The organism is Azospirillum sp., from assembly GCF_035627195.1.
Taxonomy (GTDB): domain Bacteria; phylum Pseudomonadota; class Alphaproteobacteria; order Azospirillales; family Azospirillaceae; genus Azospirillum.
Genome location: NZ_DASPMG010000374.1, coordinates 1 through 25,148, shown reverse-complemented (window position 1 = coordinate 25,148; position 25,148 = coordinate 1). Strand labels below are relative to the sequence as shown.

Below are 25,148 nucleotides of genomic sequence, written 5' to 3'. Positions count from 1 at the left end.
CTCACAGGTAGCCGTATGCGGTCCAGCCGCCGTCCAGGCCGACGGTCTGGCCGGTCATGAAGGCGGCGGCGTCGGAGGCCAGGAAGTGCACAAGCTCCGCCACCTCCTCCGGCCGGCCCAGGCGGCCGGCGGGCGTGCGGCGGACCAGCGCGTCGGCGTCGAGCCGCCCCTGCGCCACCAGCTCGTCCACCAGATGCGTGCGGACGTAGCCGGGCGCCACGGCGTTGACGCGCACGCCGTGCGCGGCCCATTCCACCGCCAGCACGCGCGTCAGCATGTCCACCCCGGCCTTGGTGGTGCAGTAGCCGGCGCGGTCCGGCGCGGCCACGGTGCCGTACATGGAGCCGATGTTGACGATGGCGCCGCGCTTGCGCGTCACCATGTGGCGGCCGGCGGCGCGCGCCGCCAGGAAGACGCCGGTCAGGTTGATGTCCAGCGCGCGCTGCCACTCCGCGAGCGTCAGCTCCAGCGCCGGCTTGTTGCAGGAGACCCCGGCGTTGTTGACCAGCACGTCGAGCCCACCGAGGGTGCGCGCCGCCGCGTCCACGGCGGCGTCCACCGCCGCCTCGTCGGCCACCGAGGCCGGCAGGGCGAGCACGGTGGCGCCAGCCGCGCGCAGAGCCTCGGCCGTGGCCTCGACGGCGGCGTGGTCGACGTCGAGCAGCGCCAGGGCGTGGCCGCTGGCCGCGAAGCGCTCGGCCACCGCCCGGCCGATCCCGGCCGCACCGCCGGTGACCAGCGCCACCCGCTGTCCTTCAGGCATGGTCCCTCCCGCAGGCATTTCGCCGCCCGATCGCCCGTTGCGCGGAGCCTAGCAAATGATATGCTTGTCTGACAATCAGGGCTCTTTGATGTGCGGGAGGGACGGCATGTTCGAACTGTCGGGGCGGGTGGCGCTGATCACCGGAGCGAACGGCGAGATTCCGCGTGCCATCGCCACGCTGTTCGCCGCCGCCGGCGCCAGGCTGGTGCTGACCGACATCGACGAGGCGGGGTTGACCGCCTTCGCCGACACGCTGGCGGCCGAAGTGCTGGTCTGCCGCCACGACGTGACGCTGTCCGCCGACGCGCAGCGGGTGGCGGAGCGGGCGGCGGAGCGCTTCGGGCGGGTCGATGCGGTGGTCACCGGGGCGGGCCTCTACCAGCACCTGCCGCTGGTGTCCGTCACCGACGAGCAATGGCGGCACGCGCTGGCGGTGAACCTGGACGGCGTGTTCCTGACGGTGCGCGCCCTGCTGCCGCACCTGTCGGAGGGCAGCAGCGTCGTCAACATCGCCTCTATGGCCGGGCACCGGGGCAGCCTGGACCACACGCCCTACGCCACCGCCAAGGGCGGCGTGCTGGCGCTGACCCGCAGTCTGGCGCGCGAACTGGCGCCGCGCACGCGCGTCAACGCCGTGTCGCCGGGGCTGATCGACACGCGCATGATGCAGGCCCTGGATCCGGAGCGCCGGGCGGCGATGATCGACTCCACACCGCTGAGGCGGCTGGGCACCGCGGGCGAGGTGGCGGGCGTCGTCGCCTTCCTGTGCAGCGACGCCGCCGCCTTCGTCACCGGCGAGGTGGTGCAGGTCAATGGCGGCCTCCATATGGCCGGGTGAGGGCAAATATGGACTTCGAGGTTACCGACGACCTGCGCCGCCGCCACGGCATCCCGGCGGATTGGCGCTTCGGCTTTCCCCATCAGGTGCGCTGGGCGGACGCCGACGCCTTCGGCCACGCCAACCACCGCGCCTACCTCGGCTGGTTCGAGGACGCGCGCAACCTGTACCTGGAATGGGCCGGGCTGCCGCGCCTGACCGCCGCGACGCCGGGGCCGGTGCTGTCGGAGGTGACGGCGCGCTACCTGGCGCCGCTGTCGTACGGCGACCGGATCGTCGTCACCGCGCGCACGCTGTCGCTGCGCCGCACCAGCTTCCGCATGGAATACGCCGCCTGGGGACAGGGCTGCGCCGCCGTGGGCACGGCGCTGTGCGTGCTGATGGTCAACGCCACCGGCGAGCGCGTCCCCATCCCCGACGCCGTGCGCGCCCGCATGATCGAACGCGACGGCGCGGTGGAGGAGTAGAAAATCACGTCATCATCCAGCCGCCGGCCACGTCGACGACCTGACCGGTGATGAAGTCGGCGGCGGGAGAGGTGAGGAACAGGCAGGCGTCGGCCACCTCCTCCGGCGTGCCGAGGCGGCGCAATGGCGTCTGGGCGACCACGGCGGCGTTCAGCTCCGGCGCCACGGTGCGCATCAGGGGCGTGTCGATGCGGCCGGGGGCGAGCGCGTTGACGGTGATGCCGAAGGGACCCAGCTCGCCGGCCAGATGCCGGGTGAAGCCGATCAGCGCCGCCTTGGTCGTGCTGTAGTGCGCGGCGACAAGGTCGAAGTGCGCCTTGGCCGCCACCGACGACATGTTGACGATGCGCCCGAAGCCGCGCTCGCGCATGCCCGGCACCAGGGCGCGCGCCGTGTGGAAGGCGCCGTTCAGGTTGACGTCCACCACGCGATGCCATTCCGCCGGCTCCATCGCCCAGAGATCGGCGCGCCGCCCGGCGTGCTTGGGCGAGATGCCGGCGTTGTTGACCAGCACGTCGACGGGGCCGAGCGCCGCCTCCGCCTCCCGGCAGGCGCGTTCGACGTCCTCGTAGACGGCGACGTCGCAGCCCAGGCCGACGGCGGCCGTGCCGCCCTGCGCCAGGATGGCGGCCTGCGTCTGGGCCGATGCGGCGTCGGCGTCCAGCACCGCGACGCGGGCGCCGGCGCGGGCGTAGGCGGCGGCAATGGCGGCGCCGATGCCGCGCCCGCCCCCGGTCACGAGCACGGTGCGGCCGGCGTGGGTAGTCCCCGCATGCGTGGTCATGATGCCACCTCCAGCATGATCTTGCCGATGTGCGCGCTCGATTCCATCAGGCGGTGCGCGGCGGCCGCCTCGGCCAGCGGGAAGGTGGCGTGGATGCGCGGGCGCACGCGCCCGGATTCGATCAGCGGCCAGACCTCGCGCTCCAGGTCGGCGGCGATGGCGCCCTTTTCAGCCACCGTGCGCGGCCGCATGGTGGAACCGGTCCACGTCAGCCGGCGGGTCATCAGCGTCAGGAAGTCGGCGTGGACGGTGCTGCTCTCCAGGTAGGCGATCTGCACCAGCCGCCCGTCCATCGCCAGCGCCTTCAGATTGCGCGGCACGTAGGAGCCGCCGATGATGTCGAGGATCACGTCGACGCCGCGCCCGCCCGTCAGCTCCAGCACCGCGTCCTCGAACGGGCGGGCGCGGTAGTTGACGGCGTGGTCGGCGCCGAGGTCGAGGCAGGCCCGGCACTTCTCCTCGCTGCCGGCGGTGGCGATGGCGTGCGCGCCGAACGCCTTGGCCAGCTGGATGGCGGTGGTGCCGATGCCCGAGGTGCCGCCGTGCACCAGCACCCATTCGCCCGGCCGCAGCCGCCCGTGCCCGAACATGTTCGCCCACACCGTGAAGAACGTCTCCGGCAGGGCCGCCGCCTCCAGCAGCGACAGGCCCTTCGGCACGGGCAGGCACTGCGGCTCCGGCACCACGACGTATTCGGCGTAGCCGCCGCCGGGGGTGAGCGCGCACACCGAGTCGCCCACCGCGAAGCGCTGCGTTCCGGGACCGCACGCGACGACGGTGCCCGCCGCCTCCAGCCCCAGGACCGGCGAGGCGCCGGGCGGCGGGTTGTAGTTGCCCAGGCGCTGCAGCACGTCCGGCCGGTTGACGCCGGCCGCGGCGACGCGGATCAGCAGCTCCCCCGCCTCCGGGGCCGGGACCGGCATGGTGTCGGGGCGCAGGTTCTCCGGCGGGCCGTAGCCATCGAGCCGGATGTGGGTCATGGCGGCGGGGAGGCGGTCGCTCACGGCTGGCGTTTCCTCTTTCGTTCCAAGGTATTTCGTGTGCTGAAAATCAGCTTGCCAGACAACCTGATGATAACTCAAGATGCTTGCGCCCGCGATAAGGGCGGCGCCACGGCGTCGGCAATCCGGTCCCGAAGAACCGGCCCGACGGCACGCGATGCACACGCGATCCAGCGCACACCGATCCAGGGAGGAAACATGAAACGGATCATCGGACTTGCGTTCACCGCCGCCCTGGCCGTCTCGGCCACGGCGCTCCCCGCCGCCGTGTCGGCCGCCGACGTGAAGTTCGGCGCGCTTTATCCGTTCAGCGGCGGCCTCGCCCTGCTGGGCGATGAATCCTTCCGCGGCCTGGAGATCGCCACGGAGGAGCGCAACGCCGCCGGCGGCGTCAAGGGCAACAGGATCGTCCTGGTGAAGGGCGACGGCGTCGACGCCAACGCCGCCGTGGGCGAGGCGCGGCGCCTGACGTCGGTTGAGAACGTCAAGGCCATCTTCGGCACCTATTCCTCCTCGCTGTCGATCGCCGCCAGTCAGGTGGCCGAACTGGCCGGCGTTCCGTATTTCGAGCTGGGCGCCGTTTCCGACCCGATCACCGAGCGCGGCTTCCAGTACATCTTCCGCACCAACCCGACGGCCAGATCCTTCGCGCAGATCACCGTCAGCGCCATCCCCGAGGTGGTGGCGCCGAAGCTGGGCGCCGATGCCAAGGCGCTGAAGGTCGCCATCATCCACGAGGACAGCCTGTACGGCCAGACCGTCTCCGGCTTCCAGAAGGAGCGCGCGAAGGAACTTGGCCTGAATGTGGTGGAGGTGCTGCCCTACGCCGCCAACACAGTGGACATGTCGTCGCTGATCCAGCGCCTGAAGGGGGCGGCGGTGGACGTGGTGCTGCAGACCGCCTACCAGAACGACGCGGTGCTGTTCTTCCGCCAGTCGAAGGAGGCCGGCTACAAGCCGAAGGCGGTGATCGGCGCGGGCGGCGGCTATTCGCTGAAGGACACCGCCCGGGCGGTGGGCGCCGAGACCATCGAGGGGGCGCTGAACGTCGACTTCACCCAGTACAAGACCAACCCGCAGGCGGCGGTCGGCCTGGACAAGTTCGTCGAGGCGTACAAGAAGAAGTACGGGACCGAGCCGCGCTCCGGCCACAGCCTCGCCAACTACTTCGGGGCGATGGTGTTCTTCGACGCCATGGAGAAGGCGAAGTCGCTGGACGGCGACGCCATCCGCGCCTCCGTGCTGGCGACCGAGAAGCCGCCGTTCCAGTCGGCCACCGGCTGGGGCGTCAAGTTCGACGCCAAGGGCCAGAACGTGGCAGCCAAGCCCTTCCTGATGCAGTGGCAGGGCGGCGAGCTGGTCACCGTCTATCCCGAGAACGTCGCCGTGGCTCCGGTGAAGCTGGGCTCGGGCGGCTGAGGGGCAGGCCAAAGCCTCTCCCCCGAAATGGGGGAGAGGCTTAACGGCGCCCCGCCTCGGCGACAGAAGGAAAACTCCCGATGGACGTCTTCATCCAGCTCGTCGTCAGCGGGCTGCTGCTGGGCGGACTCTACGCGGTCATCGGCGTCGGCCTGAACCTGATCTTCGGCATCGTGCGCGTCATCAACTTCGCGCACGGCGAGCTGCTGATGATCGGCATGTACCTGACCTACCTGATGGCCGGCCAGTGGGGCATCCACCCCTACATCTCGGCGGTGCCGCTGATCGTGCTGTTCTTCGCGCTGGGGGCCGCCATCCAGCGCTTCCTCATCCAGCCGCTGCTGGACAGCGACCCGCACGTGCAGATCTTCGCCACCGTCGGCCTGTCGACGGCGCTGATGAACCTGGCGCTGCTGGTGTTCGGGGCCGACCTGCGCTCCATCGACGCGCCGCTGGTGCGCGAGGGCTTCTCGGTCGGGCCGGTGCGCGTGGTGTTCGGGCAGGTGGCGATGTTCGTGGTGGCAGTGGCGCTGGTGGCGGGCCTGCACCTGTTCATGCAGCGCACTTACCTCGGCCGCGCCATCCGCGCCACGGCGCAGCACCGCATGGCCGCGCGCCTGATGGGCGTCAACGTCAACCGCGTCTACATCATTTCCTTCGGCCTGGGCGCGGCCTGCGTCGGGCTGGCAGCGGCGCTGCTGACGCCGATGTATTCGGTGTTCCCGACCATCGGCACCTACTTCGTGCTGACCGCCTTCGTCATCGTCGTGCTGGGCGGCATGGGCAGCCTGTGGGGTGCCTTCCTGGGCGCGCTGATCATCGGGCTGGTGGACTCGCTCAGCGGCTACTACATCGCGCCGGACCTCAAGGAGGTCGTGTACTTCGGCATCTTCCTCGTCCTCCTCGTCGTCCGCCCCACCGGCCTGTTCGGGCTGGGCCGCGGTTCGGAGTAAGTGCCATGACCGTCCAGGCAAACGGAACCTCCGCCGCGCCGGGTGCGGGCGCGCCGTCCCGGCCGCTGGCGCGGCTGACCGACCCGCGCTTCTACGTCAGCGTGGCGGCGCTCAGCCTGTTCCTGCTGGTGCCGCTGGGCATCGGGCAGCCGTTCTTCACGCACATCGCCATCACCATCTGCACCTACGCCGCACTCGCCACCGCCTGGAACATCGTCGGCGGCTTCACCGGGCAGCTGTCGCTGGGCCATACGATCTTCTACGGCATCGGCGCCTACACGGCGGCCCTGCTGGCGATCCATTACAACCTGACGCCGTGGATCGGCATGTTCGCCGGGGCCGCCATCGCCGCGGTGGTCGGCATCGCGATCAGCTACCCCTGCTTCCGCCTGCGCGGGCCGTTCTTCGCGCTGTCCACCATCGCCTTCCTGGAAGTGACGCGCCTCCTGGCGCTGCACGAGAAGGCGTGGACCGGCGGGGCCGCCGGCCTGATCGTGCCGCTGCGCCTGGGGTGGGAGTGGATGATCTTCCGCGACCGCATGCCGTCGCTGATCATCGCCTTCGGCCTTTTGGTGCTGACGCTGCTGGTGTCGGTGGCGATTCGCAACTCGCGCATGGGCTCCTACCTGGATGCCGTGCGCGAGCGGGAGGACGCCGCCCAGGCGATGGGCATCAACACGGTGATGATGAAGATCTGGGCGGTGGTGATCTCGGCCGCGCTGACGGCGATGATCGGCACCTTCCACGCCATGTACGTCACCTTCGTCGAGCCGGCGCAGATGTTCTCCCTGCCGTTCGCGGTGCAGATCGCCATGTTCGCGCTGATCGGCGGCGTGGGCACGGTGGCCGGGCCGCTGACCGGCACGCTGCTGGTGGTGCCGCTGACCGAGATGGCGCGCGTCTGGCTGGGGGCCGGCGCCACGGGCCTGCACGGCTTCGTCTACGGCGTGGTGCTGATCGCCGTCGTGCTGCTGCTGCCGCACGGCATCGTGGGCGCGGTGGGGGAGCGGGTGGCGCACTGGGTGGACGGGCTGCCCGGCGGGCGCCGTCGCCGGCCGGAGCCGCCGTTGCCGGCGCTGCCGCCGGCCTACGTCCGCAACCCGGAGGGGCGGACGATCGGCGAACCGATCCTGCGCGCCCACGGGCTGACCAAGCGCTTCGGCGGCCTGCTGGCGACCAACAACGTCAGCGTCGAGCTGCGGCGGGGCGAGGTGCTAGGCATCATCGGCCCGAACGGGGCGGGCAAGACCACGCTGTTCAACCTGCTCTCCGGCTTCCTGACGCCGAACGACGGCACGGTGGAGGTGATCGGGCCGGACGGATCGGTGCTGCGGCCACGGCAGCCGCACCAGTTCGCCGCCGCCGGGGTGGGCCGCACCTTCCAGATCGTGCAGCCCTTCGGCCAGCTGTCGGTGCTGGAGAACATCATGGTCGGCGCCTTCCGCGTGCATCCGGGGGTGGACGAGGCCAAGGCGCTGGCCATGCAGATCGCCGGGATGGTGGGCCTGGCCGAGGAGCGGGACACGCTGGCGCGCAACCTGACCATCGGCGGGCTGAAGCGGCTGGAAGTGGCGCGGGTTCTGGCCATGAAGCCGCGCATCCTGCTGCTGGACGAGGTGATGGCGGGGCAGAGCCGGGCCGACGTCGAACGCTCCATCGCCATGATCAACGCCATCCGCGAGGCCGGCGTCAGCATCATCGCCATCGAGCACGTGATGCACGCGATCATGAGCATCTCCGACCGCGTGCTGGTCATCAGCTCCGGCGCACCGCTGCTGGAGGGCACGCCGCAGGAGGTGGTCAACGACCCGCGCGTGATCGAGGCCTACCTGGGCAAGGAGTACACCCATGCTCACGCTCACTGACGTCTCGGCCGGCTATGGCCGGGCCGCGGTGCTGGACAAGGTGTCGATCCGCGTGGACGCCGGGGAGGTCGTCACCATCATCGGCGCCAACGGGGCCGGCAAGACGACCACGCTGCGCGCCATCTCCGGCCTGATCCCCATCAGCACGGGCAGCATCACGCTGGACGGCGAGGCGATCCACGGCCGGGGCTCCCACGAGGTGGTGGAGCGCGGCGTCACCATGGTGCCGGAGGCGCGCCAGCTCTTCCCCTTCATGACGGTGGCCGACAACCTCCTCATGGGCGCCTACACGCCGCGCGCGCGTCGGCAAGCCGACCAGCGCCTGGAGCAGGTGCTGGAGCTGTTCCCGCGCGTGCGCGAACGGTTCCGCCAGCGCGCGGCGCTGCTGTCGGGCGGCGAGCAGCAGATGGTGGCGATCGGGCGCGGGCTGATGTCCGCCCCGCGCATCCTGATGTTCGACGAGCCGTCGCTGGGGCTGGCGCCCATCGTCGTGTCGCAGGTGTTCGAGGTGATCGACCGCATCGTCGCCATGGGCGCCACGGTGCTGATCGTCGAGCAGAACGTCTTCCACACGCTGAAGATCGCGCACCGCGGCTACGTGCTGGAGAACGGGCAGGTCACCCTGACCGGCACCGGGGCGGAACTGCTGGACAACCCGCACATCAAGAAGGCCTACCTGGGTGTTTGACGGACGAGGAGCGCTGCCATGCCGGTGACCGGCCACACCCGCCTGTTCGGCATCGTCGCCGACCCCATCGCCCAGGTGCGCACGCCGCAGGTGGTGAACGAACATTTCGAGCGGCAGGGATTCGACGGCATCCTGGTGCCGTTCCATGTGGCGTCGCCCGACCTGCCGACCTTCGTCGCCGCCATGCGGGCCATGCGCAACCTGGGCGGCTTCATCGTCACCGTGCCGCACAAGACGGCGATGGTGGAACTGGTCGACCGGGTCGAGGACGCCGGCCGGCTGACCGGCGCCATCAACACCGTGCGGCGGGAGGCGGACGGCACGCTGACCGGCACCATGTTCGACGGCGTCGGCTTCGTCGCCGGCTTGCGGGCGGAGGGGCTGGATCCGCTTGGGCGGCGGGTGTGCATGGCCGGTGCCGGCGGGGCGGCCAACGCCATCGCCTTCGCGCTGGCCGAGGCCGGCATCGCCCGCCTGACCATCGCCAACCGCACCGCGAAAAAGGCGGAGGAACTGGCAGCGCGGGTGCGCGCCGCCTGTCCCGGCGTCGACGTGGCGGCCGGGCCGGCGGCGGCGGACGGGCACGACATGCTGGTCAACGCCACGTCCCTGGGGCTGGCCGAGGGCGACGCCCTGCCGTTCGACGTGTCGACGTTGACGCCCGGGGCCGTTGTGGCGGAAATCATCATGAAGCCGGAACGGACGCCGCTCCTGGCCGCGGCGGAGGCGCGCGGATGCCGCACCCATTACGGGCGGCACATGCTCGACCACCAGGTGCGGCTGATGGCGGATTTCCTGATCGGCGGCCGGTGATCCGGGGGCACGGGGTGGGGGTACAGGTGGGTTCAGGGGGAAGCATGCGCGGCGAGCAGACCATTCAGCGGCGGCCGGGACTGCCGGACGAGGTGGCGCGGCGCATCCGCGACGACATCACGGCCGGCCGACTGAAGGCGGGCGACCGCCTGCCGTCGGAACACGAGATGAGCGACGCCTACGGCGTGTCGCGCCCGGTGGTGCGCGAGGCGATTTCGCAGCTGAAATACGACGGGCTGCTGGTGTCGCAGCAGGGGCGCGGCATCTTCGTCAGCGAGGAGGGGCGGACCAAGGCGCTGCGCATGGATTTCGAGAGCATCCACGACGCCGCCGAACTGGCCCACATGATCGAACTGCTGGTCGCCGTCGAGGGGGCGGCCACCGGACTGGCGGCGGCACGGCGCACGCGGGCCGACCTGCGCACGCTGGCCGGCCACCTGAAGGCCATGCAGCGTGCCATCGACGAGGGGGAGACCGGCGTGGAGATGGACGTGGAGTTCCACCGCACCATCGTCGCCATGACGCGCAACCCGTACTTCATCCAGCTCTCGCAGTTCCTCGACGACCAGGTGCGCAACTTCATCCGCCGGGCGCGCACCAACACGGCGCGTTTCCAGGGGCTGGCGCTGGACGTGCAGCGCGAGCACGAGGAGATCTACGCCGCCGTCGAGAAGGGCGACCCCGCCGAGGCAAGGGGAGCGGCCGAGCGCCACCTGCGCAACGCCGGCCGCCGGCTCAACCTCTACACCACCGAAGAGGCACCGCCGCCGCCCTCGCCGTCGCGCCGGCGCAAGGCCACGGCCCCCACCAGCGACAAGGCCGGCGACAAGGACACCAGCAAGGGGTGAAGCCCATGGAGCGGTTCGACTACGTCATCGTGGGCGGCGGCACGGCCGGGTGCATCCTGGCGAACCGCTTGACCGAATCCGGCCGGCATTCGGTGCTGATGCTGGAGGCCGGCGGGCGGAAGTCGTCGTTCTGGGTCAACGTGCCGGCCGGCTTCAGCAAGCTGCTGGTCAACCCCGACTTCAACTGGCTGTTCCAGACCGAACCGGAGGAAGGCGTCTACAACCGCCGGATCGTCGTGCCGCGCGGCAAGGGGCTGGGCGGATCGACGCTGATCAACGGCATGATCTTCGTGCGCGGCCAGCCGCAGGACTACGACCGCTGGGCGCAGGAGGGCGCGGCGGGGTGGAGTTTCCGCGACCTGCTTCCGTACTTCAAGAAGATGGAGAACTTCGAGGGCGGCGGGGGCGAACTGCGCGGCCGCGGCGGACCCATGAACGTGGTGCGCGTATCGGAGCGGCACGAGATCCCCGACGCCTTCATCCATGCCGCCGAATCCCTGGGCTACCCGCGCAACCCCGACTACAACGGCGCCGACCAGGAGGGCTTCGGCTATTATCAGGCGGTGCAGCGCCAGGGGCGGCGCTGGACCGTGGTCGACGGCTATCTGAAGCCGGCGCTGGCGCGCCCCAACCTGACGGTGCGCACCGACGCGCATGCCACCCGGCTGGATATCGCCGACGGCCGCGTCACCGGCGTCACCTACCGCGTCGGCGGGCCGGCGGGCGAGGAGCGGAGCGTTGCCGCAGGCGTCGAGGTGATCCTGACGGCCGGCGCCGTGCAGACGCCGCAGTTGCTGGAGCTGTCGGGCATCGGCGACCCAGCGGTGCTGCAGGCCGCCGGCATCCCCGTGCGCCACGCCCTGCCCGGCGTGGGCCGGAACTATTACGACCATTACTGCACGCGCATGAACTGGCGCGTGACGTTGCCCATCACGCTCAACGAGATCTCCCGTGGCTGGCGCCTGGGGGTGGAGGTCGCCAAGTACTTCGGCCTGCGCAAGGGGATCCTCACCTACGGCACCGGCATCGCGCACGGCTTCGTCAAGACGCGGCCCGAGATGGCGACGCCGGACGTGCAGTACTTCTTCGTGCACGCCAGCTACGGCAACGCGGCGACGCGGGTGCTGGACCGCGCGCCGGGCATGACCATCGGCGTGGCGCAGCTGCGCCCGGAATCGCGCGGCACCATCCACGTCACGTCGCCCGATCCCCACGCCTGCCCCTCCATCCGCCCGAATTTCCTGGCCGAACGCGTCGACCAGGAGGCGCTGGTGGAGGGCATGCGGATCGCCCGCCGCATCATCGAGTCCCCCGTCATGGACCGCTACCGCGCGCATGAGATGACGCCGGGGCCGGACGTGCAGTCGTACGACGAGTGGCTCGACTTCGCCCGGCGCAACGGCCAGACCATCTACCACCCCATCGGCACCTGCAGCATGGGGACGGGCCCGGACGCGGTGGTTGACCCGGCGCTGAGGCTGCGCGGGCTGGCCGGGCTGCGCATCGCCGACGCCTCGGTGATGCCGCGCATGGTGTCGGGCAACACGCAGGCGGCGGTGATGGTGGTCGCCGAAAAGGCCGCCGACCTCATCCGCGCCGACGCCGGGGCGATTCCCGCCGCCGCGTGACGGGCGCGGCGAACGGTCCGGCGGCCCAGGCGCCGGACTGTTTGCGGCTTGACGGGCGCCCTATTATTCGATAGTCGTCAAAACATGAAACAGACAACCGCCATCGCCGCGCTCGCGGCACTCGCCCAGGATTCCCGGCTGGAGGTCTTCCGGCTGCTGGTGCGCCAGGGGCCGGACGGCCTGCCGGCCGGCGAGATCGCCGAACGCCTGGGCGTCCAGCCGGCCACGCTGTCCTTCCATCTGGCGCAGCTCAGCCACGCCGGGCTGGTGGCGTCGCGCCGCCAGGGACGTTCCATCATCTACCGCGCCGACGTCGCGACCATGAAGGACCTCATGGCCTTCCTGCTCTACGACTGCTGCTCCGGGCACCCGGAGCTGTGCGGCGTCGGCGATGCCGCCGCGCCGGCCCAAGGACCGGGTGAGCCGCCGTGCTGCGCCCCGGCGCAACCGAAAGCCGCCGGGACGGCCTGAACGGGAGGGGACCATGGCGGTGCGTGTCGGCATCAACGGTTTCGGGCGCATGGGGCGGCTGGCGATGCGCGCCGCCCACGGCAACCCGGACTTCGAGGTGGTGCACGTCAACGAGGTGAAGGGCGGCGCGGAAGCTGCCGCGCACCTGATCGAGTTCGACAGCGTGCACGGCCGCTGGCCGGTGCCGGTCGGGGCGAGCGACGATCACATCACGGTGGACGGCCGCCGCATCGGCTTCACCGGGCACGCCAAGCCGGGCGACATCCCCTGGCGCGCGTTGGGCGTCGAAGTGGTCATCGAAAGCTCCGGCAAGTTCGTGAAGACCGACGCGCTGTACCCGCACTTCGACACCGGTGCCCGCAAGGTGGTGGTCGCCGCCCCGGTGAAGACGCCGGGGGCGCTGAACATCGTCATGGGCATCAACGACCACCTGTACGACCCGGCGGCGCACGACCTGGTCACCGCCGCGTCCTGCACCACCAACTGCCTCGCCCCGGTGGTGAAGGTGGTGCACGAGGGGCTGGGAATCCGCCACGGCGTGATCACCACCATCCACGACGTGACCAACACCCAGGTCATCGTCGACGCCCCGCACAAGGACCTGCGGCGGGCGCGCTCGGCGCTGGCCTCCCTGGTGCCGACCTCCACCGGCTCGGCCACCGCCATCGGGCTGATCTACCCGGAGCTTCAGGGCAAGCTGAACGGCATGGCGGTGCGTGTCCCGCTGCTCAACGCCTCCATCACCGACTGCGTGTTCGAGGTGAACCGCGCGACCAGCGCCGGGGAGGTCAACGCCCTGTTCCAGGCCGCCGCCGATGGGCCGCTGAAGGGTATCCTGGGCTATGAGACGCGGCCGCTGGTGTCGGTCGACTACCGCTCCGACCCGCGCTCGTCCATCGTCGACGCGCTCTCCACGCTGGTGGTGGACGGCACGCAGGTGAAGATCATCGCCTGGTACGACAACGAGATGGGCTATGCCCACCGCCTTGCCGAGCTGACCGCCAAGGTCGCCCGTTCGCTGGAGCGCTGACGTGAGCGATCTGCGCAACTACGCCATCGTCACCGCCGCCTACTGGGGCTTCACGCTGACCGACGGCGCGTTGCGCATGCTGGTGCTGCTGCACTTCAACGCGCTCGGCTACACGCCCTTCCAGCTGGCTTTCCTCTTCGTTCTGTACGAGTTCTTCGGCGTCGTCACCAACTTGCTGGGCGGCTGGATCGGCAGCCGGCTGGGGCTGACGGTGACGCTGTTCGCCGGGCTCGCCTTGCAGGTGGCGGCGCTGCTCATGCTGTCGGCGGTCGATCCGGGCTGGACGATGGCGCTGTCGGTCGCCTGGGTGGTGGCGGCGCAGGGTCTGGCCGGCATCGCCAAGGACCTGACCAAGATGTCGTCCAAGAGCGCCATCAAGCTGGTGGTGCCGGAGGACAAATCCTCCACCCTGTTCCGCTGGGTGGCGCTGCTGACCGGATCGAAGAACACGCTGAAGGGCGTGGGCTTCTTCCTGGGCGGGCTGCTGCTGGCGACGCTGGGCTTCGCGGGTGCCTTGTGGGCGATGGCCGGCGCACTGGCCCTGGTGCTGCTGGCTTGCGCGACGCTGCTGAAGGGCGACTTCGGGCGGTCGAAGGCGAAGGTGAAGTTCACCCAGCTGCTGTCGAAGACGCCGGCGGTGAACCGGATGGCGGCGGCGCGCTTCTTCCTGTTCGGGGCGCGCGACGTGTGGTTCGTGGTGGGCGTGCCGGTGTTCCTGGCCTCGCAGCTCGGCTGGGGCTTCGCCGAGGTCGGCGGCTTCCTGGCGGCCTGGGTGATCGGCTACGGCGTCGTGCAGGCGGCCGCGCCCGCGTTCGTCCGGCACTCCCCCGACGGCGTGTCCGGCGAGGTGCGGGCGGCGCGGCTGTGGGCGCTGATCCTGGCCGCGATCCCGGCGGGGCTGGCGGCGGCGCTGGCCTGGGGGGCCGATCCGGCGCTGAGCGTCATCGCCGGCCTGGGCCTCTTCGGCGTGGCGTTCGCCGTCAACTCCTCGATCCACTCGTACCTGATCCTGGCCTACACCGACGCCGACACGGTGGCGGTGAACGTCGGCTTCTACTACATGGCCAACGCGGGCGGCCGGCTGATGGGCTCGCTGCTGAGCGGCCTGTCCTATCAGGTGGCGGGCATCGCCGGCTGCCTGCTGACGGCGGCGGCGCTGGTGGCCGCCTCGTTCCTGATCGCCCTGTTCCTGCCCACCGGAACCGCCGAACGGAGACTCCCGGCATGACCGCTCATCCCTACGACACCGCCGAGGCTCCGGCCGGCCCTTCGCTGGGCGTCTTCGAACGCTATCTCAGCGTCTGGGTGGCGCTGTGCATCGTCGCCGGCATCGCGCTGGGCCACTTCGCGCCGGCGCCGTTCCAGGTGCTGGGGCGAATGGAAGTGGCGCAGGTCAACCTGCCGGTCGCCGTGCTGATCTGGCTGATGATCGTGCCGATGCTGCTGAAGATCGACTTCGGCGCGCTCCATCACGTGAAGGAGCACTGGCGCGGCGTGGCGGTGACGCTGGTCATCAACTGGGCGGTCAAGCCGTTCTCCATGGCGCTCCTGGGCTGGATCTTCGTCGCACACCTGTTCCGCCCGCTGCTGCCGGAGGCGCAGATCGACAGCTACATCGCCGGGCTGATCCTGCTGGCGGCGGCGCCGTGCACGGCCATGGTCTTCGTCTGGTCGAACCTGTGCCGGGGCGAGCCGCACTTCACGCTGACGCAGGTGGCGGTCAACGACGCCATCATGGTGGTCGCCTTCGCGCCCATCGTCGGGCTGCTGCTGGGCCTGTCGGCGATCACCGTGCCGTGGCAGACGCTGTTCCTTTCGGTGGTGCTGTACATCGTCATCCCGGTGATCGTCGCGCAGGTCTGGCGCAAGCGCCTGCTGGCGGCCGGCGGGCATGCGGCGCTGGAGCGGACGCTGAAGGTGCTGGGGCCGCTGTCGCTGCTGGCGCTGCTGGCCACGCTGGTGCTGCTGTTCGCCTTCCAGGGGGAGCAGATCATCGCCCAGCCACTGGTCATCGCGCTGCTGGCGGTGCCGATCCTCATCCAGGTCTACTTCAATTCCGGGCTGGCCTATCTGCTGAACCGCGCCTTCGGCGTGGCGCACTGCGTGGCCGGGCCATCGGCGCTGATCGGCGCGTCCAACTTCTTCGAACTGGCGGTGGCCGCCGCCATCGCGCTGTTCGGCTTCCAGTCGGGCGCGGCGCTGGCCACCGTGGTGGGCGTGCTGGTCGAGGTGCCGGTCATGCTGTCGGTGGTGCGCATCGTCAACGCCAGCCAGGGCTGGTACGAGCGCCGGGCATGACCGCGGCGGACGAGGCCCGCCAGCGGCTGACGCGCGACCTGAACCGCCGCTGCCACTGCATCACGCTGGACCGCGCCGCGCTGCTGCGCGCGCTGGAGGACGAGGCCGGCGAGCCCGGCCTCTGGGCCCTGCTGTCCGCCTCGCACGCGCACCTGTTCTGCGACACGCCGCTGTTCGTCGCCCGCCCGGACGTGGAGCGCATGCGGACGGCCGTCCGCGCCATCGAGGCGGCGGCGCGGCTGCCCGGCTACGTCGACGCCGCCCTGGCCCGCGCGCCCGACATTGCCCGCGCCGATCCCGGCCCGGCCGGCGCCTTCATGGGCTACGACTTCCACCTTGGTGAGGACGGCCCGAAACTGATCGAGGTGAACACCAACGCCGGCGGCGCCTTCCTGAACGCGCTGCTGGCGCGCGCGCAATGGGCCTGCTGCGGCGAGACGGCGCCGATCAGCGCGGTGTCGCCCGCCGGCGGCTTCGAGGACGCGGTGTGGCGCATGTTCGTCACGGAGTGGCGCCGCCAGCGCGGCACCGGCGCCCCCGCCCGCATCGCCATCGTGGACGACGACCCGCCCGGCCAGTTCCTCTACCCCGAATTCCTGCTGGCCCGCCGCTTCTTCGCGGCGCGCGGCGCCGAGGCGGTGATCGCCGACCCGCGCGCCCTGTCCGTCGACGGCGCCACCGTTCTGGCCGGCGGCCGGCCGGTCGATCTGGTCTACAACCGGCTCACCGACTTCGCCCTGGAACGGCCGGAGCATGCCGCCCTGCGCGCCGCCTACCTGGGCGGCGCCGTCGTGGTCACGCCCAACCCGCGCGCGCACGCGCTGCTGGCCGACAAGCGCAATCTCGTAGCGCTGTCCGATCCGGCCCGGCTCGCCGCCTGGGGCCTCGATCCGGCCGCGGCGGCGCTCCTCGCCGATACCGTGCCGCGGACGCTGGAGGTGACGCTGGAGAACGCCGACGACCTCTGGCGCCAGCGCCGCACGCTGTTCTTCAAGCCCGCCGCCGGCTACGGCAGCAAGGCGGCGTACCGGGGCGACAAGGTCACCCGGGGCGTGTGGGCGCACATCACGGCTGGCGGCTATGTGGCGCAGACCTTGGCACCGCCGGGCGAGCGGCAGGTCGCGGATGGCGACGATGCCCCGCTGAAGGCCGACGTGCGGCTGTACACCTATCTGGGCGAGGTGTTGCTGGCGGCGGCGCGGCTCTACCAGAGCCAGACCACCAACTTCCGTACTCCCGGCGGCGGCTTCGCCCAGGTGTTCATCGTGTAGGCGTGGACGACGTCCCGAAACGTGTGCCGCCCGCTTCGTACAACGGGCCTCCGCCCGCGCGCGGACGCCGGACAGGTCGACGAACCGGTCGATGGCGCGACGCAGGTGGTCCAACGGTAGGCCCGTCAAGGCCTCGCCGACGCGCTCCGCTTCAGGATCGACTCGACGCGCCTGGTGCCCTCCTCCCCCTCCAGGACAAGCTCCATGGGACGCCGTCGCCCGAGCAGTGGATGCGGGCGGGTCAGGAAATCCCGAGCCTTGTAGTCGTCGCCCAACACCGCCCGAGCCATTGCACGGACCCGCGCCATGCGTGCGCGGGCATCGGCGGGCAGAAAGTCCTCGAGCGTCATGTCGTCCATCATCCACCTCCCTGCCGCGGCCGCGGCGGTGTGGGCGGCGTGCCCTCGGAACTCACGGCTGCGTTCGGGCGCGCGGCGTCCGCGCCGGCCACGCCATCTTCGGCGGTCGCGGTGTTCCGGCTGGTCTGCCGCTCGGTCTGCGCATTGAGGGCGGCACCGAACATGATGGCGTAGACGATGAGATTCAGCCACAGCATCAGCGTGACCACCGCACCGGCCATGCCGTAGGCCCATTGGTAGCTCATGACGTGCCGGGTGTAGGCGATGAACAGCGCCGATGCCGCCAGCCAGGCCGCCGTCGCCGCCAGCGCCCCCCAGCTGACCCAGCGCCACTTGGGAGCGGCACGGCAGGGGCCCACACGGTACAGCACGGCGAGCCCGAGCAGGATGACGGCGGCCAGCACGGGCCAGCGGACCAGCCGCAGGACGGCGTGCAGCCCCATCCCCGTCTCGGCCCCGCCCATCAGCGTCGGAATGCCGATGTACAGGGCGAAGGTCAGCGGGACGAAAGTGACGGCGCCCAAGCCGAGGCCGAGGGCCAGGGCATTGAGATGAAGGAAACCCCGGCGCTCCGTCGTGCCGTAGGCGAGGTTCAACGCCGCCATCAACGCCCGCATGCTCAGGCAGACGCTCCAGAGCGTGAGCCCCAGCGTCCCCGCAACGCCCCACCCGAGCGTTCCGCCCGTCGCGGAAAGCATGTCCGCCAGCTGGTCGACGAACAGCATCGCCGCGTCCCTGGGAAGCACGTCCGCCAGAAGCTCAATGCGCTCCTTGATGGCGGCGATGCCCATGGTGGTCCCGATGGTCAGGACCAGGACGCCCAGCCCCGGCAGCACTCCCAGCAGGGCGTAGAAGGCCACCCCCGCCGCCGCGACCCAGAGGCCGGCTTCCGACTGGAGACGCCAGACCCGCCCGGCGATGGCACGCCATCCCGCGGGAGGAATATCCCGCGGCGACGCCGCATCGGTGCGCATGATGCGCTGCTTGTGCAATGACTGCATCGGATGGTGCCGGCAGCGGCCGCCGCTTCGATTCCCGAACGGCCCGTCTTCCAACGCTGATGGCCCCGTCATGTTTCCGGAAATGTGGACGGTCCAAACTCATTCGGCCTTCACGCGAGCAGGCGGCTGATCTGGATTGGCCAGGGCAATGATGGACAGTTCCGACCGAAACAGCCCACAAGGAGGGGCGGTCCGTTCCTCACTCGACATCAGGATCGAAACGATCCCGCTGACCGATTTCCCCGACACCGTGATGGTCGTGGGTGAGCGGATTCTCCGCCCCAGGCCGTCGGCGTTGCACGACTATGTCGCCCGGGTCGGGCGGGAATTGCGCCGCGTTGCCGGTGGGACCTCGGCCGGGATAAGTGCCGCCATCGACCTGACCCTGGCTCTCATCGACGACGATCACGGCGCCGCGCTGGCGCGCTCCATTGTCCGCAAGCTGGTCGTGCATCACCGCCGTCCGGGCGGCCAGTCGCAGTTTTCGGCGCTGCTGGAACTGGAACTGCGCCCAAGCCGCGTCCGCCCCGAAGAAGCTGTCGACAAGAGCTTGGGAAGACTGGCGGACCCGGCGGGATTCGAACCCACGACCTCTGCCTTCGGAGGGCAGCGCTCTATCCAGCTGAGCTACGGGTCCAGCGACAGCGGAGGCGCACCATAGCGCAACACCTCCGCCAGAGCAAACACCTCTTGCGGTAAAATTTCAGTTCGAGGCGGGGTAGACGCCCAACAGCCTCTGCTGCCGGCGCTGGTAGCCGACCAGTTCGCACAGGCTCAACGGGCGAAAGCCCCGCGCGCGGTTGGAAGCCCCCACCTCGAACATCAAGGCCTGCTGCTCGAACAGATCCGCATACACCGCGCCCAGCGGCATGTCAGGATCCCACACGTGGATGGCCTCGGCCCCCGCCCCGTTCACCTCGACGATCTGGAAGTCCTCGCCCGCCTGCAGCCGCTCGATGGACGCGAATCGCACGTCGAAACGGCCGAAGTGGAAGTGCGGCATGGCGTCGGCGATGGCGTCGAAGCGGCGAGCCAGTTCCGGCGTCACGAAGGGCCGGCCGTCCTTGTACAGCCCGCCCACCCGGCTCGACCCGACAATGGACAGGCGTACCACCTCGCCGGCTGCCGGCACGGTGCTCAGACGGTCCTTCTGCGTCTCGCGGTGCAGGCCCGCCTTCCAGGCGGCACGGGGGTTGGCGGCGATCAGTTCGTCCAGCGTCGAACAGCCGTCGCCCACCACGTGCGGGTGGTAGCGCAGCGTCATCGAGAAGATGAACCCCGCCGTCTCGCCCGGCCGGCGCACGTAGAAGATGCCGGCTTCGCCATCATAGGGAACGTAGGTCTGCAGGATGAAGCGGCTGCCCTTGGGGTATGCGGCCAGATAGTCCACGAGGTCCGCCGGGTTCGCCACCCGCCGCACGCCGAATCCGCGCCAGCCGATGTCCGGCTTCACCACCAGCGGAAAGCGCACCCCCTCGGCTTCGGCGAAGGCGGCGAGCCCCGCAGCCGTCCAACCGCCGTCGTGCACCGCCGCCACGGACCGGGCCACCCATCGCCGGGCATCGCCGCCGATCTGGTCCAGGCAGCGGATCTTCGATTCGCCCAGCAGCCCGCCTGCCTCGATCGCCGGGTTCGCCACCGTCGGCAGCGTCAGGCTGCGGTGCCGCAGGCCCAGCCAGAACCACTGCAGGACCAGCGGGACGTAGAACAGCAGCGGCGGGATGCGTTCCTGAATACCGATGTGCGACGCGCCGGCCGGGATCGCCGGCATGCCCGGCAGTTCCACCGCCGGCGTGCGCGCGCCCCCCTGCCGCAAACCCACCCGGCCGGCCAGCGCGGCCACGGCGGTGCGTCCGGTGCGGGTGCGCAACGCGATGAAGCCGGCCACCAGCAGGCCGCCGGCCACCTGCATCTCCACCGCGGGTGCTGCCAGCGACGAGGTCATGAAGACCAGCAGCGCCAGCGTGTAGAGCGACGCCGTGCTGATGGTGATCAGCGCGAAACGCGTGAAGCTGATTCCCAGGGCACCGCAGGCCATATAGGTGGGCATCATGATGCCGGGGATGATCCGGCACGACACCAGGGCACCCAGCAGGTTGCGGCTCAGTCCGTCGCGGCAGCGCTGGAAGGCCGGGCCTTCGACCTTGCGGCGCAGCCAAGCGATCCGCCGCGTCAGCGCCCCGGTCGTGTAGAACAGCACGTCCCCGGCGACGATGCCGCCCAGGAGTGCCGCGGCCACCACCACCAGCGGCAGCGTGCCGGCGCTGATCAGCCCGGCGCCGGCCACGATGGCCACGTCTTCGTGCAGCAGGGTGAGCATCGCGAGCCCCAGAAGAAGCAGGGCCGGAGATGAGGCAACGATCGATTCGAAGGCTATGAGCACAGCACCCTGTTCCGCACGCAACGCGTCCCCCCGGACGGATAGGGTGCAGTATACCCGAAAAGGGGGTGCCTCCCAATCCTCCGCTCCACCAAAAGATAGAAATCTTATGCTTTTCGGCGGACTGTACAGTGCAGTCCGGGCTTCAGTCGATTTTGTGCTTTGCAGCACACGTGTTGGGCTGCGTGCTGCCAATCGGCACGTCTATGAGCGCCCGTTAATGTATCGGTAAGGTTTAGTGTCGTAACTATGGCCGAGGGAAGCGACCGGCGCGGCCGTTGGGGCGGCGACGCCGGTCCGGCAGAGGGGGGAGGCTTCCGGGCATGTTCAAGACGCTATCCATACGCGCGCGGCTTATCCTGTCGTCGGTGGCCTGCGTGGTCGTCGCCATCGTCGCCACGACGGCCAGCAACATGTGGCTGAGCCGCGGCATGGTCGACCAAGCGGCGGAGCGCGAGTTGCACACCATCCGTCAGTTCCTGGACGACAGCTTGGCCATGGAGGCGCGGCGCGCCCTGTCGCTGGCCGACAGCGTCGCCGCCAACACGGTGGTTCAGCAGCACTTCGCCAACGCCGACCGCACGGCGCTGTCGGCCATGCTGGTCCCCGGTTTCAAGGCAATGAAGGACCAGCACGGGGTGCGCCAGCTCCAGTTCCACTTGGCGCCCGCCACCTCCTTCCTGCGGGTGCACCGGCCGGAGAAGTTCGGCGACGACCTGTCGGGCTTCCGCCACACCGTGGTGCAGGTCAACCGCACGCAGAAACCCGTCGCCGGCCTCGAATCCGGGGTCGAGGGGCTAGGCGTGCGCGGCGTGGTGCCGGTGTTCCACGAGGGCCGGCACCTGGGCTCGGTCGAATTCGGGCTGAGCTTCGACCAGTACTTCTTCGATGCCTTCAAGAAGGCGACGGAGGCCGAGGTGGCGCTGTTCCTGAAAAGCGACAAAGGCTTCACCGCCTTTGCCTCGACGTTCAAGGAACTGCCGCAGCTGACGCCCGCCGCCATGCAGGCGGCCCTGGCGGCGGAATCGCCGGTGGGCACCTACGCAGTTGGCGGCGCCCGCCTCGCCTACGTGCTGGCGCCGGTCAAGGACTACCGTGGCGACGCCATCGGCTTCACCGTGCTGGCGCTCGACCGCGGGTACTTCATCGCGGCGCTGGACCACGCGCGCGACGTGGCGCTGCTCATCGGCCTCGTGGTCATGGTGTTCAGCATCGCCGCGTCGGCGGCGGTCAGCGGTTCGCTCGCCCGCGTGCTGCACGGCGTCACCGACGCCATGCGGATGCTGACCGAGGGCCGCAAGGACATCACCATCCCCGGCACCGACCGGCGGGACGAGATCGGCGGCATGGCCCGCGCCGTCGAGGTGTTCCGCCAGCAGGCCCTGGAGGTCGAGCGCCTGAACGCCGAGCAGGAACGCCTGAAGACAGAGACGGAGGTGGAGAAGCGCCGCACCCTCCAGGACCTCGCCCGCCATTTCGAGGCGACCGTCGGCGAGGTGGTGCAGGGCGTGTCGGCCGGTGCCACGCAGATGCGCGCCTCCGCCCAGTCGCTCTCCGCCATCGCCGAGGAGACGGACCGCCAGACCGCCGCCGTCGCCGCCGCGTCGGAACAGGCGACCAGCAACGTGCGGGCGGTGGCGGTGGCCGCCGACGACCTTACCGCCTCCATCGCGCAGATCAATGAACGGATCGACCAGTCCACCCGCATGGTACGCGCCGCCGTGGGCGAGGTGGAGACCACCAACGCCACCGTCGAAGGGCTGGCCAGCGCCGCCAACCGCATCGGCGACGTGGTCAAGCTGATCAACGACATCGCGTCCCAGACCAACCTGCTGGCGCTGAACGCCACCATCGAGGCGGCGCGGGCGGGCGAAGCCGGCAAGGGTTTCGCGGTGGTGGCGTCGGAGGTCAAGCACCTCGCCAACCAGACGGCCAAGGCGACCGAGGAGATCTCCGCGCAGATCGCCGGCATCCAGTCCACCAGCGCCGGTGCGGTCTCGGCCATCCGCGCCATCGGCGAGACCATCGTCGGCATCAACGACACGGTCGGCGCCATCGCCGAGGCGGCCCGCCAGCAGGGCGAGACCACCGCCGCCATCGCCCGCAACGTACGAGAGGCGACCGCCGGCACGCGCGAGTTCACCACCACCATCACCGGCGTGACGCAGGCGGCCGGCGAAACCGGCCACATGGCGGCCGACGTGCTGGGTGCCGCCAGCGAACTGTCGCATCAGGCCGAACAGCTGCGCGCCGAGGTCGACCGCTTCATCGCCGGCATCCGCGCCGCCTGAGTCCGTACGGCGTGACGAGCCCCACCCGGCGTTCCGTGCGCGGAACACCGGGCCGAACCCTCCCCGGCTCCCCCCGAGGAGGGTTCACCTTTCTACGGCCGAGGGCGCTCCCCTACCCCCGCCGCCATTTCAGCGCCAGGAAACGTTCGAACGTTCCCGGCGCGTCGTAGCTGCCGAGGAACAGGTCGCCGACGGCGCGGCGCATGCGCGCGCGGATGCGGGCGCGGATCCCCTCCTCCACCATCTGGCAGCGGCGGCACAGCAGGCGCGGCGCGCCCGTCGAAGCGCCGGACGCGCGCACCGGGCGCACCGTCACGGCGATGTCCTCGGTGGTCGCGTACTCCACCACGTCCGGCCAGGGGGCGCGCCGGCCCCGGCTGTCGCGCCAGGTCTGCGCATCGGGGTCGTACCAGCGCCCATCCGCCAGGCAGCGCACCACCACGCCGTGCGGACGCCCGCAGCAGCGGCAGCGCGCAGCACCTGGGGCGTCGCCACGCCTGGAAGGGTCGATAGCCGGGGTCAGGATTTTGACGCGGGCGTGCCTGGACATGATGCGCTCGACGGGTGGGCCGTTGTCATCGCACCTGACGGCGGCAAGCGCCAGCATCAATTCGCTGCCCCTACGACATGGCGGCGTCCGAGGCACTGGGCAGCGCCGGCCGGGATGCCGTCGCGCGCCCCTTCGCCGGAACGGTTTCGTAGCGTTCGAGGTGCAGCGGCAGCCACCATTCGCCGTCCAGGCGGGTCAGCACCGCCTCGCCCAGCGCGATGGCGGACAGCAGTTCGCGGCTGCGCGTGTGGATCAGCGCCGGGACGCCGCGGCGGATCAGCACGCCGCGCTCGGCCAGGGCCGCCTGCAGCGGCGCCTCCAGCCGGCCGCGCACGCCGGCGGCACCGGCCGCGTCCATGGTGTGGAACAGGTCGTCGATGACGGCGCCGGCCATGCGGGGCTTGGCCACCACCTGCATCACCTCGGCGATGCCGCCGGGCGGCACGAAGGCGACGTGCCAGCCCAGGACGCGACCCTCGCGATCGCGCACCAGCCGGCGCGACAGCGGCCCGCGGCTGGGCAACGCGCCCATCTCGGCGAACAGCCAGTCGGCGAAGGGCCGGTCGTAGGCCGGGCGAAGGCGCGCCCAGCCCGTCCCCTCCTCCGCGAAGGCGGCCAGCGCGTCGGGGCTCAACTCCTCCGACACGGTGTCGTCGGGCTTGCCGGCGCCCAGCCGGCGCCGGGCCACCGCGTCCAGCGGGGTGCCGAGCGCGCTCGCCGCCGGCTTCCACCGCGTCAGTCCCAGCCGGTCGAAGCCGAACTCCACGGCGAAGCGCGCCGGGCGGAAGACCTTCATCCAGTCCAGCGACGGCAGGTCCACCGCCCGGCCGCCCATACCGATCCACAGCCGGGCGGCGTCGGGCGTGGCGCCGTCGGTGACGCTGAAGTCCTGCCGTCCGGCCAGATAGGCCCGCTGCAACAGCGCGCCCACCATGCCCGCCGACGGCTCCGGCGAACGCAGCAGCGGGCCGGAGCAGCCCAGGCGGACCGGCCTGCCGTCGAAAATCATGCGCCGCACGGTGGAGCCGATGAAGCCCAGGATGCGCCCGCCCTTCCCCTCGCACACCAGCGCCGGGATCTCCGGATCGGCCCAGGGGTGGTCGAGGAAGTAGCGCACCAGCGCCGGAGCCAACAGCGGCGGCGCGTCGTCCGTCCTGGAGCGCATGACGCGTTCGTACAGCGTGGCGACGGCCGGCGCGTCACCGTAGGTGAAGGGGCGGACGTTCGTCATTTCGGCACCGTGCGGGAGGTTGGCATGCGGTTGTCGGGGGTGGGTCAGGTGTCGGCGCGGGCGAGGCCGCCGCGGCGCAGGCGCCGCAGGATCTTGCCCACGCGACCGCGCATCTGGCGCACCTGCGCGTCGATGGCGCGGTGGATGCCGCCCTGCCCCATGGCGAACCAGTTCATCGGCTGCTCGGCGTTGGACAGCA

Annotated in this window: 24 protein-coding genes and 1 tRNA gene; 15 read left to right on the top strand and 10 right to left on the bottom strand. The window is 70.7% G+C overall.

Features of this window, described 5'->3' with window-relative positions:
* Nucleotide 1: 1 nt before the first annotated feature.
* The gene (locus tag VED21_RS32820) at nucleotides 2-763 is read right to left on the bottom strand and encodes an SDR family NAD(P)-dependent oxidoreductase (protein ID WP_324890072.1); all 762 of its coding nucleotides are present in this window, start codon (nucleotides 761-763) and stop codon (nucleotides 2-4) included.
* 106 nt (nucleotides 764-869) lie between these two features.
* On the opposite strand from VED21_RS32820, the gene VED21_RS32815 reads away from it, so the two are divergent.
* Both VED21_RS32815 and VED21_RS32810 read left to right on the top strand, forming a co-directional pair.
* Nucleotides 870-1,601, top strand: coding sequence for an SDR family NAD(P)-dependent oxidoreductase (locus tag VED21_RS32815; protein WP_324890070.1), 732 nt, complete (start codon nucleotides 870-872; stop codon nucleotides 1,599-1,601).
* Nucleotides 1,602-1,609: 8 nt separating this feature from the next.
* Nucleotides 1,610-2,068, top strand: a complete 459-nt coding sequence (locus tag VED21_RS32810) for a thioesterase family protein (protein ID WP_324890068.1) — start codon at nucleotides 1,610-1,612, stop codon at nucleotides 2,066-2,068.
* A gap of 4 nt (nucleotides 2,069-2,072) precedes the next feature.
* Here VED21_RS32810 and VED21_RS32805 read toward each other — a convergent pair whose 3' ends face one another.
* Nucleotides 2,073-2,852: an SDR family NAD(P)-dependent oxidoreductase gene (locus tag VED21_RS32805; protein ID WP_324890066.1), complete on the bottom strand. Its 780-nt coding sequence runs from the start codon at nucleotides 2,850-2,852 to the stop codon at nucleotides 2,073-2,075.
* Nucleotides 2,849-3,856: an NAD(P)H-quinone oxidoreductase gene (locus tag VED21_RS32800; RefSeq protein WP_414638366.1), complete on the bottom strand. Its 1,008-nt coding sequence runs from the start codon at nucleotides 3,854-3,856 to the stop codon at nucleotides 2,849-2,851. Before VED21_RS32800 ends, VED21_RS32805 begins: the two co-directional genes overlap by 4 nt.
* A gap of 195 nt (nucleotides 3,857-4,051) precedes the next feature.
* On the opposite strand from VED21_RS32800, the gene VED21_RS32795 reads away from it, so the two are divergent.
* From VED21_RS32795 to VED21_RS32740, 12 genes are all read left to right on the top strand, one after another.
* On the top strand, nucleotides 4,052-5,272 hold the full coding sequence (locus VED21_RS32795) for an ABC transporter substrate-binding protein (RefSeq protein ID WP_324890064.1): 1,221 nt from the start codon (nucleotides 4,052-4,054) through the stop codon (nucleotides 5,270-5,272).
* A gap of 80 nt (nucleotides 5,273-5,352) precedes the next feature.
* Nucleotides 5,353-6,225 (top strand): branched-chain amino acid ABC transporter permease, encoded by an 873-nt coding sequence (locus VED21_RS32790; protein ID WP_324890062.1) that lies wholly within the window; start codon nucleotides 5,353-5,355, stop codon nucleotides 6,223-6,225.
* 5 nt (nucleotides 6,226-6,230) lie between these two features.
* Nucleotides 6,231-8,090 (top strand): branched-chain amino acid ABC transporter ATP-binding protein/permease, encoded by a 1,860-nt coding sequence (locus VED21_RS32785; protein ID WP_324890060.1) that lies wholly within the window; start codon nucleotides 6,231-6,233, stop codon nucleotides 8,088-8,090.
* On the top strand, nucleotides 8,074-8,778 hold the full coding sequence (locus tag VED21_RS32780; RefSeq protein ID WP_324890058.1) for an ABC transporter ATP-binding protein: 705 nt from the start codon (nucleotides 8,074-8,076) through the stop codon (nucleotides 8,776-8,778). Before VED21_RS32785 ends, VED21_RS32780 begins: the two co-directional genes overlap by 17 nt.
* A gap of 18 nt (nucleotides 8,779-8,796) precedes the next feature.
* The gene (locus tag VED21_RS32775; RefSeq protein ID WP_324890056.1) at nucleotides 8,797-9,591 is read left to right on the top strand and encodes a shikimate dehydrogenase; all 795 of its coding nucleotides are present in this window, start codon (nucleotides 8,797-8,799) and stop codon (nucleotides 9,589-9,591) included.
* A gap of 44 nt (nucleotides 9,592-9,635) precedes the next feature.
* Complete coding sequence (locus VED21_RS32770; RefSeq protein WP_324890054.1) at nucleotides 9,636-10,439, top strand: FadR/GntR family transcriptional regulator; 804 nt, start codon at nucleotides 9,636-9,638, stop codon at nucleotides 10,437-10,439.
* A 5-nt stretch (nucleotides 10,440-10,444) separates the two neighbouring features.
* On the top strand, nucleotides 10,445-12,067 hold the full coding sequence (locus tag VED21_RS32765; RefSeq protein WP_324890052.1) for a GMC family oxidoreductase: 1,623 nt from the start codon (nucleotides 10,445-10,447) through the stop codon (nucleotides 12,065-12,067).
* Nucleotides 12,068-12,151: 84 nt separating this feature from the next.
* A complete protein-coding gene (locus tag VED21_RS32760) occupies nucleotides 12,152-12,538 on the top strand; it encodes a metalloregulator ArsR/SmtB family transcription factor (RefSeq protein ID WP_324890050.1) in 387 nt (128 codons plus the stop codon).
* 13 nt (nucleotides 12,539-12,551) lie between these two features.
* Nucleotides 12,552-13,568: an ArsJ-associated glyceraldehyde-3-phosphate dehydrogenase gene (locus VED21_RS32755; RefSeq protein ID WP_324890048.1), complete on the top strand. Its 1,017-nt coding sequence runs from the start codon at nucleotides 12,552-12,554 to the stop codon at nucleotides 13,566-13,568.
* A 1-nt stretch (nucleotide 13,569) separates the two neighbouring features.
* Entirely contained in the window at nucleotides 13,570-14,796 is a 1,227-nt protein-coding gene (gene arsJ / locus VED21_RS32750) for an organoarsenical effux MFS transporter ArsJ (protein WP_324890046.1), read from the top strand.
* Nucleotides 14,793-15,866, top strand: a complete 1,074-nt coding sequence (gene arsB / locus VED21_RS32745) for an ACR3 family arsenite efflux transporter (RefSeq protein WP_324890044.1) — start codon at nucleotides 14,793-14,795, stop codon at nucleotides 15,864-15,866. The genes arsJ and arsB overlap by 4 nt, the downstream gene beginning before the upstream one ends.
* On the top strand, nucleotides 15,863-17,137 hold the full coding sequence (locus VED21_RS32740; RefSeq protein WP_324890042.1) for a hypothetical protein: 1,275 nt from the start codon (nucleotides 15,863-15,865) through the stop codon (nucleotides 17,135-17,137). The genes arsB and VED21_RS32740 overlap by 4 nt, the downstream gene beginning before the upstream one ends.
* A 125-nt stretch (nucleotides 17,138-17,262) precedes the next feature.
* Here VED21_RS32740 and VED21_RS32735 read toward each other — a convergent pair whose 3' ends face one another.
* The 5 genes from VED21_RS32735 to VED21_RS32715 all read right to left on the bottom strand — a co-directional run bounded on the left by VED21_RS32735 (nucleotide 17,263) and on the right by VED21_RS32715 (nucleotide 20,817).
* Complete coding sequence (locus VED21_RS32735; protein WP_324890040.1) at nucleotides 17,263-17,499, bottom strand: MbcA/ParS/Xre antitoxin family protein; 237 nt, start codon at nucleotides 17,497-17,499, stop codon at nucleotides 17,263-17,265.
* Nucleotides 17,496-18,497 carry a YihY/virulence factor BrkB family protein gene (locus VED21_RS32730; protein ID WP_324890038.1) on the bottom strand — a complete coding sequence of 334 codons (1,002 nt, stop codon included), beginning with the start codon at nucleotides 18,495-18,497 and terminating at the stop codon, nucleotides 17,496-17,498. The genes VED21_RS32735 and VED21_RS32730 overlap by 4 nt, the downstream gene beginning before the upstream one ends.
* Nucleotides 18,498-18,696: 199 nt before the next feature.
* Nucleotides 18,697-18,951 (bottom strand): hypothetical protein, encoded by a 255-nt coding sequence (locus VED21_RS32725; protein WP_324890036.1) that lies wholly within the window; start codon nucleotides 18,949-18,951, stop codon nucleotides 18,697-18,699.
* A 106-nt stretch (nucleotides 18,952-19,057) separates the two neighbouring features.
* Nucleotides 19,058-19,134, bottom strand: a tRNA-Arg gene (locus VED21_RS32720).
* Nucleotides 19,135-19,200: 66 nt separating this feature from the next.
* The gene (locus VED21_RS32715) at nucleotides 19,201-20,817 is read right to left on the bottom strand and encodes a VTT domain-containing protein (protein WP_324890035.1); all 1,617 of its coding nucleotides are present in this window, start codon (nucleotides 20,815-20,817) and stop codon (nucleotides 19,201-19,203) included.
* 383 nt (nucleotides 20,818-21,200) lie between these two features.
* Here VED21_RS32715 and VED21_RS32710 point away from each other — a divergent pair, with 383 nt between their 5' ends.
* Nucleotides 21,201-23,168 (top strand): methyl-accepting chemotaxis protein, encoded by a 1,968-nt coding sequence (locus VED21_RS32710; RefSeq protein ID WP_324890033.1) that lies wholly within the window; start codon nucleotides 21,201-21,203, stop codon nucleotides 23,166-23,168.
* Between the two features lie 112 nt (nucleotides 23,169-23,280).
* Here VED21_RS32710 and VED21_RS32705 read toward each other — a convergent pair whose 3' ends face one another.
* Together VED21_RS32705 and VED21_RS32700 are read right to left on the bottom strand one after the other, a co-directional pair.
* Nucleotides 23,281-23,718, bottom strand: a complete 438-nt coding sequence (locus VED21_RS32705) for a hypothetical protein (protein ID WP_324890031.1) — start codon at nucleotides 23,716-23,718, stop codon at nucleotides 23,281-23,283.
* A 70-nt stretch (nucleotides 23,719-23,788) separates the two neighbouring features.
* Nucleotides 23,789-24,949, bottom strand: coding sequence for a hypothetical protein (locus VED21_RS32700; RefSeq protein WP_324890029.1), 1,161 nt, complete (start codon nucleotides 24,947-24,949; stop codon nucleotides 23,789-23,791).
* Nucleotides 24,950-25,148: the final 199 nt, after the last annotated feature.

What these genes read in the sequence shown, in the direction of transcription:
- VED21_RS32820 (WP_324890072.1), bottom strand. Translation starts at nt 763, where the DNA reads ATGCCTGAAGGACAGCGGGTGGCGCTGGTCACCGGCGGTGCGGCCGGG.
- VED21_RS32815 (WP_324890070.1), top strand. Translation starts at nt 870, where the DNA reads ATGTTCGAACTGTCGGGGCGGGTGGCGCTGATCACCGGAGCGAACGGC.
- VED21_RS32810 (WP_324890068.1), top strand. Translation starts at nt 1,610, where the DNA reads ATGGACTTCGAGGTTACCGACGACCTGCGCCGCCGCCACGGCATCCCG.
- VED21_RS32805 (WP_324890066.1), bottom strand. Translation starts at nt 2,852, where the DNA reads ATGACCACGCATGCGGGGACTACCCACGCCGGCCGCACCGTGCTCGTG.
- VED21_RS32795 (WP_324890064.1), top strand. Translation starts at nt 4,052, where the DNA reads ATGAAACGGATCATCGGACTTGCGTTCACCGCCGCCCTGGCCGTCTCG.
- VED21_RS32790 (WP_324890062.1), top strand. Translation starts at nt 5,353, where the DNA reads ATGGACGTCTTCATCCAGCTCGTCGTCAGCGGGCTGCTGCTGGGCGGA.
- VED21_RS32785 (WP_324890060.1), top strand. Translation starts at nt 6,231, where the DNA reads ATGACCGTCCAGGCAAACGGAACCTCCGCCGCGCCGGGTGCGGGCGCG.
- VED21_RS32780 (WP_324890058.1), top strand. Translation starts at nt 8,074, where the DNA reads ATGCTCACGCTCACTGACGTCTCGGCCGGCTATGGCCGGGCCGCGGTG.
- VED21_RS32775 (WP_324890056.1), top strand. Translation starts at nt 8,797, where the DNA reads ATGCCGGTGACCGGCCACACCCGCCTGTTCGGCATCGTCGCCGACCCC.
- VED21_RS32770 (WP_324890054.1), top strand. Translation starts at nt 9,636, where the DNA reads ATGCGCGGCGAGCAGACCATTCAGCGGCGGCCGGGACTGCCGGACGAG.
- VED21_RS32765 (WP_324890052.1), top strand. Translation starts at nt 10,445, where the DNA reads ATGGAGCGGTTCGACTACGTCATCGTGGGCGGCGGCACGGCCGGGTGC.
- VED21_RS32760 (WP_324890050.1), top strand. Translation starts at nt 12,152, where the DNA reads ATGAAACAGACAACCGCCATCGCCGCGCTCGCGGCACTCGCCCAGGAT.
- VED21_RS32755 (WP_324890048.1), top strand. Translation starts at nt 12,552, where the DNA reads ATGGCGGTGCGTGTCGGCATCAACGGTTTCGGGCGCATGGGGCGGCTG.
- arsB (WP_324890044.1), top strand. Translation starts at nt 14,793, where the DNA reads ATGACCGCTCATCCCTACGACACCGCCGAGGCTCCGGCCGGCCCTTCG.
- VED21_RS32740 (WP_324890042.1), top strand. Translation starts at nt 15,863, where the DNA reads ATGACCGCGGCGGACGAGGCCCGCCAGCGGCTGACGCGCGACCTGAAC.
- VED21_RS32735 (WP_324890040.1), bottom strand. Translation starts at nt 17,499, where the DNA reads ATGATGGACGACATGACGCTCGAGGACTTTCTGCCCGCCGATGCCCGC.
- VED21_RS32730 (WP_324890038.1), bottom strand. Translation starts at nt 18,497, where the DNA reads ATGCAGTCATTGCACAAGCAGCGCATCATGCGCACCGATGCGGCGTCG.
- VED21_RS32725 (WP_324890036.1), bottom strand. Translation starts at nt 18,951, where the DNA reads ATGCACGACCAGCTTGCGGACAATGGAGCGCGCCAGCGCGGCGCCGTG.
- VED21_RS32715 (WP_324890035.1), bottom strand. Translation starts at nt 20,817, where the DNA reads ATGCTCACCCTGCTGCACGAAGACGTGGCCATCGTGGCCGGCGCCGGG.
- VED21_RS32710 (WP_324890033.1), top strand. Translation starts at nt 21,201, where the DNA reads ATGTTCAAGACGCTATCCATACGCGCGCGGCTTATCCTGTCGTCGGTG.
- VED21_RS32705 (WP_324890031.1), bottom strand. Translation starts at nt 23,718, where the DNA reads ATGTCCAGGCACGCCCGCGTCAAAATCCTGACCCCGGCTATCGACCCT.
- VED21_RS32700 (WP_324890029.1), bottom strand. Translation starts at nt 24,949, where the DNA reads ATGACGAACGTCCGCCCCTTCACCTACGGTGACGCGCCGGCCGTCGCC.